At 68.3% G+C, this 13,765-nt stretch carries 13 protein-coding genes; 3 read left to right on the forward strand and 10 right to left on the reverse strand.

Annotation, left to right across the window (positions count from 1 at the left end; all coding sequences use genetic code 11):
* Positions 1 to 130 precede the first annotated feature (130 nt).
* Positions 131 to 970 carry a helix-turn-helix domain-containing protein gene (locus QFZ27_RS31810; protein WP_429230468.1) on the reverse strand — a complete coding sequence of 280 codons (840 nt, stop codon included), beginning with the start codon at positions 968 to 970 and terminating at the stop codon, positions 131 to 133.
* Positions 971 to 1,048: 78 nt separating this feature from the next.
* On the opposite strand from QFZ27_RS31810, the gene QFZ27_RS31815 reads away from it, so the two are divergent.
* Complete coding sequence (locus tag QFZ27_RS31815) at positions 1,049 to 1,777, forward strand: alanyl-tRNA editing protein (RefSeq protein ID WP_429230469.1); 729 nt, start codon at positions 1,049 to 1,051, stop codon at positions 1,775 to 1,777.
* Positions 1,774 to 2,733: a DMT family transporter gene (locus QFZ27_RS31820; protein ID WP_429230470.1), complete on the forward strand. Its 960-nt coding sequence runs from the start codon at positions 1,774 to 1,776 to the stop codon at positions 2,731 to 2,733. Before QFZ27_RS31815 ends, QFZ27_RS31820 begins: the two co-directional genes overlap by 4 nt.
* 211 nt (positions 2,734 to 2,944) lie before the next feature.
* Here QFZ27_RS31820 and QFZ27_RS31825 read toward each other — a convergent pair whose 3' ends face one another.
* The 5 genes from QFZ27_RS31825 to QFZ27_RS31845 form a co-directional block, all read right to left on the reverse strand.
* On the reverse strand, positions 2,945 to 3,643 hold the full coding sequence (locus QFZ27_RS31825) for a GntR family transcriptional regulator (protein WP_429230471.1): 699 nt from the start codon (positions 3,641 to 3,643) through the stop codon (positions 2,945 to 2,947).
* A gap of 17 nt (positions 3,644 to 3,660) precedes the next feature.
* Positions 3,661 to 5,178 carry a tripartite tricarboxylate transporter permease gene (locus QFZ27_RS31830; RefSeq protein ID WP_429230472.1) on the reverse strand — a complete coding sequence of 506 codons (1,518 nt, stop codon included), beginning with the start codon at positions 5,176 to 5,178 and terminating at the stop codon, positions 3,661 to 3,663.
* A 63-nt stretch (positions 5,179 to 5,241) separates the two neighbouring features.
* A complete protein-coding gene (locus QFZ27_RS31835; protein WP_429230473.1) occupies positions 5,242 to 5,748 on the reverse strand; it encodes a tripartite tricarboxylate transporter TctB family protein in 507 nt (168 codons plus the stop codon).
* 66 nt (positions 5,749 to 5,814) lie between these two features.
* Positions 5,815 to 6,831 (reverse strand): Bug family tripartite tricarboxylate transporter substrate binding protein, encoded by a 1,017-nt coding sequence (locus tag QFZ27_RS31840; RefSeq protein ID WP_429230474.1) that lies wholly within the window; start codon positions 6,829 to 6,831, stop codon positions 5,815 to 5,817.
* A 331-nt stretch (positions 6,832 to 7,162) separates the two neighbouring features.
* Positions 7,163 to 7,354: a hypothetical protein gene (locus QFZ27_RS31845; protein ID WP_429230475.1), complete on the reverse strand. Its 192-nt coding sequence runs from the start codon at positions 7,352 to 7,354 to the stop codon at positions 7,163 to 7,165.
* A 320-nt stretch (positions 7,355 to 7,674) separates the two neighbouring features.
* Between QFZ27_RS31845 and QFZ27_RS31850 the strand changes: the two genes are divergently transcribed.
* Entirely contained in the window at positions 7,675 to 7,875 is a 201-nt protein-coding gene (locus QFZ27_RS31850; protein ID WP_429230476.1) for a hypothetical protein, read from the forward strand.
* A gap of 72 nt (positions 7,876 to 7,947) precedes the next feature.
* Here QFZ27_RS31850 and oxlT read toward each other — a convergent pair whose 3' ends face one another.
* From oxlT to QFZ27_RS31870, 4 genes are all read right to left on the reverse strand, one after another.
* Complete coding sequence (gene oxlT, locus QFZ27_RS31855) at positions 7,948 to 9,282, reverse strand: oxalate/formate MFS antiporter (protein WP_429230477.1); 1,335 nt, start codon at positions 9,280 to 9,282, stop codon at positions 7,948 to 7,950.
* A gap of 296 nt (positions 9,283 to 9,578) precedes the next feature.
* Positions 9,579 to 10,475: a succinate--CoA ligase subunit alpha gene (gene sucD, locus QFZ27_RS31860; RefSeq protein ID WP_429232516.1), complete on the reverse strand. Its 897-nt coding sequence runs from the start codon at positions 10,473 to 10,475 to the stop codon at positions 9,579 to 9,581.
* Positions 10,475 to 11,671, reverse strand: a complete 1,197-nt coding sequence (gene sucC, locus QFZ27_RS31865) for an ADP-forming succinate--CoA ligase subunit beta (protein ID WP_429230478.1) — start codon at positions 11,669 to 11,671, stop codon at positions 10,475 to 10,477. The genes sucD and sucC overlap by 1 nt, the downstream gene beginning before the upstream one ends.
* Before the next feature lie 224 nt (positions 11,672 to 11,895).
* The gene (locus QFZ27_RS31870; RefSeq protein ID WP_429230479.1) at positions 11,896 to 13,764 is read right to left on the reverse strand and encodes an acetate--CoA ligase family protein; all 1,869 of its coding nucleotides are present in this window, start codon (positions 13,762 to 13,764) and stop codon (positions 11,896 to 11,898) included.
* Between the last annotated feature and the right edge of the window lies 1 nt (position 13,765).

Genomic DNA, 13,765 nt, shown 5'->3' on the forward strand with positions numbered 1-13,765 from the left:
GAGCTCTTGATGAAAATGTCCGCTCTGGAGGAGCCTGGGCGGCCTCCGAACGTCCGCTATGGGGACCGGCCGGACAACCCAGATCTTCGCTGGGTCACGTCCGCACCGAGCCGCAAGCCGCGACAGCTCCCTACTCAGTCGGCCGCGTCGCCCCGGCATATTGCAACGGCGTGATCCCGTGGCAGCGCTTGAAGTGCCGGGTCAGGGCGCTCTGGTCGTAGAAGCCGGCGGCGACGGCGACCTCGGCGAGCGGCAGGCCCTGCGCCAGGTACCCGGCCGCGCGGTCGACACGCAGCTGGGTGACATAGGCGTGCGGGGTCAAGCCGGTGGTGCGCTTGAACAGGCTGATCAGCTGGTACTGGGTCAGCCCGACCGCCGCGCTCAGCTCCGCCAGAGAGATCGTCCCGCCCAGGCGCCCCTGGATGAAGTCGGTGGCGGCGCGCAGACGGGTGCGGTCGCGGGGCCCGGGCTGGATCCGCCCCTCGCCGCTGCCGTGGCGGCGGAACAGGGTGCCGAAGGCCGACACCAGCAGCTCGCGCTCCAGCAGCGGGTCCCGCCCCGCCTGCAGGGCGCGGTGCAGCGCCAGGAAGCCGGCGATCAGGTCGCGGTCGGCATAGGCGTTGCGGGTGAAATAGGTCAGGTTCTCGACGCCGAGCGACCGCGCCACCTCCTGCAGCGCCGCCTCTTCCAGATACAGCGCGCGGTACAGCCAGCGCCGGCTCTCGCCCATCCAGCCGGCATGCGGCTCGACCGGGTTGAACACGAACAGCGCCTGGTCCGCGCTCGCCGGCTCGGTCACGCCGCGGGTCTGGATGATCGAGCCGCCGCCCTCGGTGACGGCGACGACCAGCGCCTCGTGCCGGTGCGGCGGGTATTCCTGGGTGCGGAAATCGGCCTGCATCAGGCTGAGGCCGCGGACGGTCCGGTCCTGCCAGTAATGGGCGATGTTCAGCCGGTCCACCCGGGCCATCAGAACCTCGATTTCCGCCAATAGCGCCGGTGCGGCCGGCGCCAGACTGCCCGAGTTCACTCCATCGGGTTGGTCATCATGGCACGCTCCTTCTACCACGAGAATCCGGATCGCCTCGTCCTCGAGACCGAGGTGATCGACGCCCGGCCGGGCCGGGTGCTGCTGGCGCAGTCGCCCTTCTATCCCGGCGGCGGCGGGCAGCTGGCGGACCGCGGCACGCTGCGCTGGCAGGGCGGCGAGCACGCCGTCGCCGGCTTCGAGCCCGCGGGCGGCCGGCTGTGGCACCTGCTGGAGGACCCGGCGGCCGAGGTCGCCGGCGCGGTGGAGGCCGCGGTCGACCCCGGGTTCCGCCGGATGATGCGCGCGCTGCACACCGGCACCCATATCCTTAACGCGCTGGTGTTCCGGCATTTTGACGGCGCGCTGGTGACCGGGGCGCAGCTGGGCGCCGACGGCACCGCCCGGCTGGATTTCGACCTGCCGGATGCCGACAACGACCGGCTGCGCGCGCTGGAGGGCCCGATCAACGAGGTCGTGCGCCAGGACCTGGCGGTGCGCGACGACTACGTCACCATCGCCGAGGGCCATGCCACGCCGGGGCTGATCCGCTCGAAATCGGTGACGCCGCCGCCGACCGCGGACGGGCTGATCCGCATCGTCGACATCGCCGGGCTGGACCGCCAGGCCTGCGGCGGCACCCATCTGGCCTCCACCGGCCGGTCCGCGCCGATCCGCATCCTCAAGGTCGACAACAAGGGCCGCCACAACCGGCGCATCCGCATCGGCCTGGCCGGGGCGGTGCCGTGACCGCGGGCCGGTCTGCCGGCCTGCTCGGCCTGGTCTGGCGCCGGCCCTACCTGCTGCTGCCGCTGCCGCCGCTGTTCTGGGCCGGCAATCTGGTGATCGGCCGCGCCTTCGCCCAGGAGCTGCCGCCCTTCGGCCTGACCTTCTGGCGCTGGGTGGTGGCCTCGGCGGTGCTGCTGCCCTTCGTCTGGCGCGACCTGGTGGCGCATCGGCGCGCGCTGCTGGCGCATTGGCCGGTCATCGTCGTCTGCGCCGCCAGCGGCTTCGCCGGCTATCCCGTGCTGAACTATCTCGGGCTGCACAGCACGCCGGCGGCGACGGCGGCGATGCTCAATTCCACCCTGCCGCTGATGGTGCCGCTGCTGGCCTGGGCGATCACCCGGGAGGCGCCGCGCCGGCGCGTCGTGGCCGGCATCGTGCTGTCCTTCCTCGGCGTCGGCTGGATCGTCGGGCGCGGCGATCCCGCCACGCTGGCCACGCTGTCGATCGGCGGCGGCGAGATCCTGGTGCTGCTCGCCGTCGCCGGCTTCGCGCTGTATTCGATCCTGCTGCGCTGGCGTCCCGGACACGTTCCGGACATGGCGTTCCTGGCGGCGGCGACGCTGACCGCCTGCGTGCTGATGGCGCCGTTCTGGGTCTTCGAGGAGGCGGCGGGGCGGTCGGTTCCGTTCGCGCCCTATGCCGTCGCCGCGCTGCTGTTCATCGGCGTGTTCTCGTCGCTGCTGGGGAACCTGTTCTGGAACCGCTGCGTCGCGGCGCTGGGGCCGGCGCTGACCGGGGCGTCGTTCCACCTGATGGCGGTCTATTCCGCGGCGCTGGCCTTCCTGCTGCTCGGCGAGCCGGTGCATGGATTCCACGTGGTCGGCATCGGCCTGATCCTGCTGGGCTTTGCGATTGCGGTGCTGCCGGGAGATGTCTTTTCCCGGCTGCCTTCACGGATCTCCCGGGCACTCCGATAGCCTCTCCCGGCAGGCGAGACCTTTTCAGAATTCCCAACATCGTCATTGCGAGCGTAGCGAAGCAATCCATACAGCCGCTCGTGCGGGACGATGGATTGCTTCGTCGGCTTCGCCTCCTCGCAATGACGGTGAGGGATGAATGTTTCGAAACGCTCCCGCCAGGCGGGAGAGGCAATACGCATTCTTACCCGCGATCGTTCCTGGGCCCCGCTCACGCCAGGAAGTGACAGTTCCGCTCGATATGCTCGGCCAGGCCCAGGGTGTGGTCGCGGTCGAGCCGGGCGGCGAGGTCGGCGTCGCGGCGCTCCAGCGCCTCGATGATCCGCAGATGGTCCTGGATCGAGCGGTCGGCGCGGTCGGCCTCGCGGATGGTGCGGCGGCGGATGGCGTCGATCTGCAGGAACAGGTCGGCCGTGCGGGCGATGATCAGCCGGTTGCCGCCGAGCCGGACGATCGCCTGGTGGAAGGCGATGTTGGCGTCGGAATAGCCCTCGATCTCCGCCGCCGGCCGGCCCGCGAAGCCTTCGAACAGGCCGCGCAGCGCCGCGATCTCCGCATCCGTCGCCCGGGCGGCGGCCAGCCGCGCCGCCATGCTCTCCAGCGCCGCCCAGACCTGCACCATCTCGACGATCTGGCGCCTGGTCCGGCGGCGGACGAAGATGCCGCGGCGCGGCAGGGTCAGCACGAAGCCCTCCTGCTCCAGCACCGTCAGCGCCTCGCGGATCGGCGTGCGGCTGACGCCGAGGTCGCGGCACAGCTGGCGCTCGTCCAGCCGGATCTCGCCGGGATGGTCGTACAGGTCCATCGCCGAGATCGCCTGCTTCAGCGCCAGATAGGCCTGGGCGCGGAAGCTGTCGTTGGCGTCGAGGCGAGAGAGCGCCAGCCGGGTGCTGATCCGCGCCTCGAGCACGGCCCCCTCCCCGTCCCTCAGTCCGCGGCGACGATCGGCTTGCCGCCGCCGCGCAGCCGCGCGATCACCAGCGAGATCAGCGGCCAGAACAGCATCGCCAGGGCCAGGGCGCAGATGCCGCCGACCAGGCCGTTCGACCAGAAGATCGACAGGCTGCCCTGCGACGACAGCATCGCCTGCCGGAACGATCCTTCCGCCATGTCGCCCAGAACCAGGGCCAGCACCAGCGGCGCCAGCGGATAGGACAGCTTCTTGAACAGGTAGCCGACGACGCCGAACACCAGCATCACGCTGATGTCGGCCAGGGCGTTGTTCACCGTATAGGCGCCGACCGCGCAGATGACGATGATCACCGGCGCGATGATGCTGAACGGGATGCGCAGGATCGAGGCGAACAGCGGCACCGTGGTCAGCACCACGATCAGCCCGGCGATGTTGCCGAGATACATGCTGGCGATCAGGCCCCAGACGAAATCCGGATGCTCGACGAACAGCAGCGGCCCGGGCTGCAGCCCCCAGATCAGGAGGCCGCCCAGCAGCACCGCCGCGGTCGGCGACCCGGGGATGCCGAGGGTCAGCATCGGCAGCAGGGCGCTGGTGCCGGCGGCATGGGCCGCGGTCTCGGGCGCGACCACGCCCTCCATCTCGCCGCGGCCGAAGCGCTTGCCGTTGCGCGAGAACCGCTTGGCCAGGCCGTAGGCCATGAACGAGGCGGGGGTGGCGCCGCCCGGGGTGATGCCCATCCAGCAGCCGACGATCGCGCTGCGGATCGCCGTGACCCAGTATCTCGGCAGCTGCTTCCAGGCCTCCAGCACCACCTTGGCGTTGATCTTGGCGTTCTTGCCGCGGAAGGCCAGGCCTTCCTCCATGGTCAGCAGGATCTCGCCGATGCCGAACAGGCCGATCACCGCGATCAGGAAGTCGAAACCGCGCAGCAGCTCGGTCGACCCGAAGGTCATGCGCAGCTGGCCGGTGACGGTGTCGAGGCCGACCGCCGCCAGGGCGAAGCCCAGCATCATCGAGGCGATCACCTTCAAAGGCGCCTCTCGGCCCATGCCGATGAAGCTGCAGAAGGTCAGCAGCTGGACCGCGAAGAACTCCGCCGGTCCGAACTGCAAGGCGAAGCTGGCGATCAGCGGCGCCAGGAAGGTCAGCAGCACGACGGCGACGAAGGCGCCGAAGAAGGAGGAGGTGAAGGCGGCGGTCAGCGCCTCGCCCGCCTTGCCCTGCTGGGCCATGGGATAGCCGTCGAAGGTGGTGGCGACCGACCACGGCTCCCCGGGGATGTTGAACAGGATCGAGGTGATGGCGCCGCCGAACAGCGCCCCCCAGTAGATGCAGGACAGCATGATGATCGCCGAGGTCGGCGACATCGCGAAGGTCAGCGGCAGGAGGATGGCCACGCCGTTGGCGCCGCCCAGCCCCGGCAGGACGCCGATCAGCACGCCGAGCGTGATGCCGACGAACATGTAGACGATGTTCATCGGGTCGGCGAGCACGCCGAAGCCGTGAATCAGAGAATAGAGAGCGTCCAACGGTCCCTCCCAGCGTTTCGCCTCGCCCGCTGCGCGCGGGTCTTTGGTTGTTCCGGTCGGCGGCTAGTAGCCGAGCATGGTCTCGAGCGGCCCCTTGGGCAGCGGCACCAGGAACCAGATCTCGAACATCAGGAAGAGCGCGACCGGCACCAGGATCGCGACGGGCACGATCTTCGCGGCCGGGTATTTGCCGAGCCAGCGCATGAAGAAGCCGATGAACAGCGCCGCGGCGACGTAGAGGCCGATGAAGCCGATCAGCGCCACGAACACGATGGTCGGCACCAGCACCTTGAGCACGAGCTTGAGCTGCGACCGGCCGACGAAGGCGCCGAGGTCGGCCGACCGGCCGAACAGGTTGGCCAGCAGCGTGCCGGCGCTGGCCAGGAACAGGGCGACGCCGACATAGAACGGGAAATAGCCCGATTCCGGGCCGTCATAGGCCCAGCCGATGCCGACCCGAATGCTGTCGACCATCACCACGACAGCGACGATCATCAGGACGGCCGCGACGACGACCTCCATCGTCCGCATGCTGACGGTGCTCTCAGACCCTTGGTCGTGGTTCGCCATGCCTGATCCTCCTCGGGGACGCCGGAAAACTGAGGCCCGGGGGCGGAGGGCCCCCGGGACCGGGCCCTACTTCGCGATGAAGCCGGCCACTTCCATCAGGTTTTTGTGGGTCTGCTCGGTCTCGGTCAGCCAGGTCTTGAAGGCGTCGCCGGTCATGGTGGTGGTGTTGAAGGCGCCGGCGGCCATGAACTCCTTCCACTCGGGCGTCTCGCGCACCTTCTCGAACAGGCCGACGTAATAGGCGACCTGCTCCGGCGACGCCTCGGGCGGCATGAAGATGCCCCGCAGCATCAGGTACTTCATGTCCAGGCCGGCCTCCTTGCAGGTCGGCACGTCGCTCCAGGCCTTGCCCTCCGCCTGCGGCGTGGTCACGGCGATGCGCTGGTCGTCGAAGACGCAGAGCGGGCGCAGCGCGCCGGCGCGCCATTGCGACACCGCCTCGATCGGGTTGTTGACGCTGGAGTTGACGTGGTTGCCGACCAGCTGGGCCGCGACGTCGCCGCCGCCCTTGTAGGGGATGTAGGTCAGCCGCTTGCCGATGATCTGCTCGAGCCCGGCGGTGATGATCTGGTCTTCCTGCTTCGAGCCGGTGCCGCCCATCTTGAAGGCGTTGTCGCCGCCCGCCTTGATCGCGGTGACGTAGTCCTGCGCCGACTGGTACGGCTCGGAGGAATTCACCCACAGGATGAACTCGTCCAGCGCCAGCATGGTGACCGGCGTCAGGTCCTTCCAGTTGAAGGGGACTCCGGTGGCCAGCGGGGTGGTGAACAGGTTCGACAGGGTGATGATGATCTTGTGCGGGTCGCCGCCCGACCCCTTGACGTCGAGGAAGCCCTCCGCCCCGGCGCCGCCGGAGCGATTGACCACGACGATCGACTGCTCCATCAGCCCGTGCTTCTGGATGATGCCCTGGATCATCCGCGCCATCTGGTCGGCGCCGCCGCCGGTGCCCGCGGGCACGACGAATTCGACGTTGCGGGTGGGTTTCCAGTCCGCCTGGGCGATGCCGGCCCCCAGCAGGGCCACCGCGGCCGCAGCGCAGGCAAATCCATGCACAAGCGCTTTACGCACTTTCCCGGTCATTGGTGCCTCCCCAGCGCCGCGGCTTCGCGTCAACCGCGGCCCGACTGTCTTGTTGGTGGATGGCCAGGTCGGTGACCGAGGCTGGCTGGTATCCAATATATTGTATCTGGAATGTAACGCAATGGATCTTTTGGCAACCGGATCGATTCATTTCGATCGCAATACCGCATTGCAACAGAACGAAATTACAAATAGCGAAAGATCAGCCCTTTTCAGGCCGTTAGGGCCGGCGTCACCTCTTCGCCTATGCACAAGGGCCGGAAACACGACAGGCGGCCCCGAGGGCCGCCTGCCACGACATGCGAAAAACTTGAAAGCGGAGAGAGGCCGGTCAGGCCGCCTTGCGCCAGAGGTTGCTGTTCGCAGGAGCCTGGGCTTCGGCCGCCCGCCGATGCGGCGTCGCCATGCGGCGGACATCGGTGGCAATGGCGCCGAACAGGTCGGGCGCCTTCACGGCGATCTCGGAGATCACGGCGGCCAGGCCGGCGCCGGCGATGATGAGGGCGATCAGTCCGAGGGTCATGGCGGGCTCCGTGGGATTGGGTCTCTTGCGCTGCATCATATGGCAGAGACGCTGACCTTCAGCAAGTTCGCGCATTATGGATTTTGTATGCCAGATACCCATGGCTGCCCTGCAGATTCCGGTCCACTCGGTGAATCCTGACCTATCTCATTGTATATATTGTTCTTTTAACGGTGACGACATTGCGAATGCGGCATTGCACGCCAGGGGTTCGCCGCATACCCGTTTTACGTATTCTGTATACCAGATTGCCTTGCCTGCTCGCGGATCAGGCGTATATTGCAATGCAGCAGGACACGAACCCCACGAAAGGATTGATCATGACCGGCTTGCTGATCGGGACCGCCCTGGCCCTCGTCTCCCTCCTGGGCCTCGTCTCCGCCCCCCGCCTGGCGGCGGCCCAGGGCGGCTCGCTGTCGGGCAACGCCGCGGGCGGGCTGCGCCGGGCCGAGACCGGCGGCGAGGCCGACGAGTCCGAGGCCGCCGACCCGACCTGGGCCAGCTTCATGCGCGCGCTGTAAGGCGGACAAAGAAAAAGGGAGGCGAAACCGCCTCCCTGGGATTGTCTCGGCTGCCGGGCGCGGCCCGGCCTCTCAGTTGGCGAGGCGCGGCTCCCCTTCCGGGGTCATGCCGGTTCGCGCCTGTTCCAGCGCCCGGGCCCGCATCGGCTTGAGCACGAACATCGCCATCACCGCCGCGATCACATTCACCAGCGCGGCGAAGATGAACACCACGTCCCAGCTGCCGAGCTGGGCGACCGCGATGCTGGCGAGGGGTACGACCAGCGATGCCGTCCCCTTGGCGGTGTACAGCAGCCCGGCATTGGTGGTGGCGTAGCGCGACCCGAAGGTGTCGCCGCAGGTCGCCGGGAACAGCGAGTAGATCTCGCCCCAGGCGAAGAACACCATCGCCGTGAGGATCACGAACGCCACGGGGTCGTGACCGAACTCCATCAGCATGACGATGCCGACCGCCTCGAGGAAGAAGGCGATGAACATCGTGTTCTCGCGGCCGATATGGTCGGAGACCCAGCCGAAGAACGGCCGGGTGACGCCGTTCAGCACCCGGTCGAGCGACAGCGCGAAGATCAGGGCCGGCATGGTCAGGCCCAGCAGGCTGACCGGGGTGTCGCCGATCTTGAAGTCGGCCGCGATCGGGGCCAGTTGCGCGGTCGCGAGGAGGCCGCCGGAGGCGACCATGACGAACATCGCGTACATCACCCAGAACACCGGGCTGCGCAGCATCTCCGACGGCGCATAGTCGCGCCGGGTCTGCACGATCCTGGCCTTCACCACCGGCAGCTGGCCTTTGGCCGGCGTCGCCAGCAGGAAGGACAGCAGCACCACCACCCCGCCCTGGATCAGGCCGAAGGTCATGAAGGTCGACTGGTAGCCGGCGGAGTGGATCATGTTGGCGATCGGCACGATGGTCACGGCCGAACCGGCGCCGAAGCCGGCCGCGGTCAGGCCCGCCGCCAGGCCGCGCCGGTCCGGGAACCATTTCAGCGCCGCGCCGACGCAGGTGCCGTAGACGGCTCCGGCGCCGACGCCGCCGATCGCCGCGGCGATGTAGAGCAGGGTCAGCGAATCCGCCACCGAGTTCAGCGCCCAGGCGATGGCGCAGAGCAGGCCGCCGATCAGGACCACGATCTGCGGCCCGAACCTGTCGACGAACCAGCCTTCGACCGGCACCAGCCAGGTCTCGGTCAGCACGAAGATGGTGAAGGCGACCTGGATCGCCGCCTTTCCCCAGTGATGCGTCGCATCGATCGGGCCGACGAACAGGGTCCAGCCATATTGCATATTGGCCACCATCGCCATGCAGACGATGCCGATGAGCAGCTGGAGCCAGCGTCCCCCCGGCGGTCCTTTGACAGCCGGTCCCCGGGATGAGTTTTCTGTCAGCATTTCCGTCCCAATCCTTCGCATGTCGGTTGAGGCAACCCCATGGCATCGGAGGTGACGGCCCGTGACGGACGCCATCGTCCTCGAGGAGGGGTGCGCCGGACTGCGGCCGCGGACCGGAATTGACCGGCTTCGTTGGGTCAACAGTACCGTCGCGCCGATGTGTGAATCGGCTGCCCCTCCCCTCGGTTATGTCGTTGTTAACAGGGCCGTTATGACCGGCCCTCTGGCATACCAAATGCAGAACCCGAGATACCAAAGAACGTTTCCGCCGCGCTGACAAGCCGGAATCGTGGCTGCACCGCAGCATCTCGCGACCGCTATTCCGCGGCCGCCCGGCTGCCTTCGCGCAGCGCCCGGACCATGGTCTTGCCGAGGGATGCGGGGGAGTCGGCGACGGCGATGCCGGCGGCCTTCAGCGCCTCGATCTTGTGGTCGGCGGTGTCATGGCCGCCGGAGATCACGGCGCCGGCATGGCCCATGCGGCGGCCCGGGGGGGCGGTGCGGCCGGCGATGAAGCCGACCACCGGCTTGGTCGTGCCGCTGGCCTTCAGGAACTCGGCGCCCATCACCTCGGCGTCGCCGCCGATCTCGCCGATCATGATGATGCCCTCGGTCTCCGGATCGCCCAGGAACAGCTCCAGCGCGTCGACGAAGCTGGTGCCGTTCACCGGATCGCCGCCGATGCCGATGCAGGTGGTCTGGCCCAGGCCCGCCGCCGTGGTCTGCGCCACCGCCTCATAGGTCAGCGTGCCAGAGCGGCTGACGATGCCGATCTTGCCGCGGCGGTGGATGTGCCCCGGCATGATCCCGATCTTGCACTCGCCCGGCGTGATCACGCCCGGGCAGTTCGGCCCGATCAGACGGGTGGCCGATCCCGCCAGGGCGCGCTTGACCTTGACCATGTCCAAGACCGGGATGCCCTCGGTGATGCACACCACCAGCGGGATCTCGGCGTCGATCGCCTCCAGGATCGCATCCGCGGCGAAGGGCGGCGGCACGTAGATCACCGAAGCATTGGCCCCGGTCTGGTCCACCGCCTGGGCCACGGTGTCGAACACCGGCAGGTCGAGGTGGCGGGTGCCGCCCTTGCCCGGGGTGACGCCGCCGACCATGCGGGTGCCGTAGGCGATCGCCTGCTCGGAGTGGAAGGTGCCCTGGGCTCCGGTGAAGCCCTGGCAGAGCACCTTGGTGTTCTTGTCGACGAGCACGGCCATCATGCGGCCTCCTTCACGGCACGGACGATCTTCACTGCGGCGTCGCCGAGGTCGTCGGCCGACAGGATCGGCAGCCCGCTCTCGGCCAGGATCTGCTTGCCGCGCTCGACATTGGTGCCTTCCAGACGCACCACCAGCGGCACGTGCAGGGAGACTTCCCGCGCGGCCTCGACCACGCCCTCGGCGATCACGTCGCAGCGCATGATGCCGCCGAAGATGTTGACCAGGATGCCTTCGACATTCGGGTCCGACAGGATCAGCTTGAACGCGGTGGTCACCCGCTCGCGCGTGGCGCCGCCGCCGACATCCAGGAAGTTGGCCGGCTCGCCGCCTTCCAGCTTGATGATGTCCATGGTCGCCATCGCCAGGCCGGCGCCGTTGACCATGCAGCCGATGTTGCCGTCCAGCTTGACGTAGTTCAGCGAGGCCTTCTCCGCCTCGGTCTCGGTCGGATCCTGCTCGCTCTCGTCGCGCAGCTCCTCGACCTCCTTGTGGCGGAACAGGGCGTTGTCGTCGAAGCCCATCTTGGCATCGAGCGCGATCAGCTGACCGGCCCCGGTCACCACCAGCGGGTTGATCTCCACCATCGCGGCGTCGAGATCGTTGAAGGCCTTGTACAGCGCCTTCAGGAAGCCGACCGCCGCATTGACCTGCTTGCCTTCCAGGCCGAGGCCGAAGGCGACCTTGCGGGCGTGGAAGTCCGACAGGCCCGTCGCCGGGTCGATGGCGATGGTCTGGATCTTCTCCGGCGTCGCCTCCGCGACCTCCTCGATCGCCATGCCGCCCTCGGTCGAGGCGATGATCGTCACCCGGCCGCTCTTGCGGTCGACCAGCAGCGACAGATACAGTTCGCGGCCGATGTCGCAGCCTTCCTCGACATAGATCCGGCCGACCTCCTTGCCCGCAGGCCCGGTCTGCACCGTCACCAGCGTCCGGCCCAGCATCGCCTCGGCCGCCGTCGCGACATCCGCGGTCGACTTCACCACCCGGACGCCGCCCTTGCCCTGCGGCTCTTCCTTGAAATGGCCCTTGCCGCGGCCGCCCGCATGGATCTGCGCCTTGACGACATACACCGCGCCGCCGAGACCCTCCGCCACGCGCACCGCCTCCTCCGGCGTGTACGCCACCCCGCCGCGCGGCACCGGAACGCCATAGCGCCCCAGCAGCCCCTTCGCCTGATATTCGTGGATGTTCATGCCCTGCCCTTCCGCTCGGCCGGCCCCGCCCGCGGGCAGGGCCGGTTCAGTTCTTCACAGCGGCGCATGCTTTGGCCGACCCGCTTCTTTTTCTGTCATGCCCGGGCTTGACCCGGGGATCCAGGGGCCACAGGCACCGCTCCCGGAAGCCCCTGGATCGCTGGGTCAAGCCCGGCGATGACAGTGAAGGAGGCGGCGGCGCACCTCAGGTCGCCGCGTCCAGCTCACAGCAGCCCGGCGCCGCGGGCCCAGCGGTATTTGGCGCCCAGCACCGCGACCGGCGTCTCGGTCGAATACGGGTAGGCGACGATGCCGTGGTCGTAGAGGTATTGCGACGCCTCCTCGACCTGCACGTCGCCGGCCAGCGAGGCCACGATCGGCTTGTTGATGCCCTTGGCCCGCATCTCGTCCACCACCTCGGTGATCACCTTCGCGAACACCATCGGCGGCGTGATGATGGTGTGCCAGTAGCCGAGGATCAGCGCGTGGATGCGGTCGTCCTCCAGCCCCAGCTTCACCGTGTTGCGGTAGGTGGTCGGCGGCTCGCCGCCGGTGATGTCGACCGGGTTGCCGGCGGCACCGAAGGGCGGGATGAACTTGCGGAACGCCGCGTCGAGATCCGCCGGCATCGCCATCAGCTGCAGGTCGTTGTCGACGCAGGCGTCGGACAGCAGCACGCCCGAGCCGCCGGCGCCGGTGATGATGACGACGTTCTCGCCCTTCGGCGTCGGCAGCACCGGGATGCCGCGGGCGAATTGCAGCAGGTCCTGCAGGCTCTTGGCCCGGATCACGCCGGACTGGCGCAGCACGTCGTCATAGACCTTGTCGTTGCCGGCCAGGGCCCCGGTGTGCGAGCTGGCGGCCCGCGCGCCGAGCGAGGTACGCCCGGCCTTCAGCACCACCACCGGCTTCTTCTTCGACACCACCTTGGCGACGTCGGCGAAGGCGCGGCCGTCCTTCAGATCCTCCAGATGCATGGCGATGACGTCGGTCGCATCGTCCTGCTCGAAGAAGGTCAGCAGGTCGTCCTCGTCGATGTCCGACTTGTTGCCGAGGCCGACGATCGCCGAGACGCCCATCTTGGTCGACCGGCTGAAGCCGATGATCGCCATGCCGATGCCGCCGGATTGCGAGGACAAGGCCGCACGGCCCTTGACGTCGAAGGGCGTGCAGAAGGTCGCGCACAGGTTCTTCGGCGTGTAGTAGAAGCCGTAGATGTTCGGGCCCATCAGCCGGACGTCGTATTTGCGGCCGATGGCGATGATCTCTTCCTGTGCCGCATGGTCGCCGGTCTCGGCGAAGCCGGAGGGGATCAGGATCGCGCCCGAGATCTTCTTCTCGCCGACCTCGGTCAGCGCCTGGGGCACGAATTTGGCCGGGATCGCGAAGACGGCGATGTCGATATTGCCCGGCACGTCCTTGACGCTGGGATAGGCCTTGAGCCCCAGGATCTCGGTGGCCTTCGGGTGGATCGGGTAGATCGCGCCCTTGTAGCCGCCATTGATCAGGTTCTTCATCACCGAATTGCCGATCTTGCCGTCCTCGGCCGAGGCGCCGATCACGGCAACCGCGTCGGGCCGCATGATCCGGTTCATCTTGGCGAGAATGGCCTCGGAGGACGGCCGCGGCCGGGCCTCCTTCGGCTCGAAGTCGACGACGACGCGGACATCGGCGGCGATGGCGCCGTCGGTGCGGGCGAAGACAGGGTTGAGGTCGAGCTCCACGATCTCCGGCACCGCATCGACCAGGCGTGAGACCTTGACGATCAGGTCGGACAGCGCCTCGCGGTCGACCGGCGGCGCGCCGCGCACGCCCTTCAGGATCGCGGCCGCCTGGATGCCGTCCAGCATCGACAGCGCTTCGTCATGGTCGACCGGGGCGAGGCGGAAGGTGATGTCCTTCAGCACCTCGACCAGCACGCCGCCGAGGCCGAAGGCGACCAGCTTGCCGAAGCTGGGGTCGGTGACCGCGCCGACGATCACCTCCTGCCCGCCGACCAGCATCTGCTGGACCTGGACGCCGAGGATCTCGGCCTTCGGGTCGTAGCGGCCGGCCGCTCTCGACGATGCGCTTGAAGCCGGCGCGGACGTCATC

Origin of the sequence: Inquilinus ginsengisoli, from assembly GCF_050434925.1 — a bacterium.
Taxonomy (GTDB): Bacteria; Pseudomonadota; Alphaproteobacteria; order DSM-16000; family Inquilinaceae; genus Inquilinus; species Inquilinus ginsengisoli_B.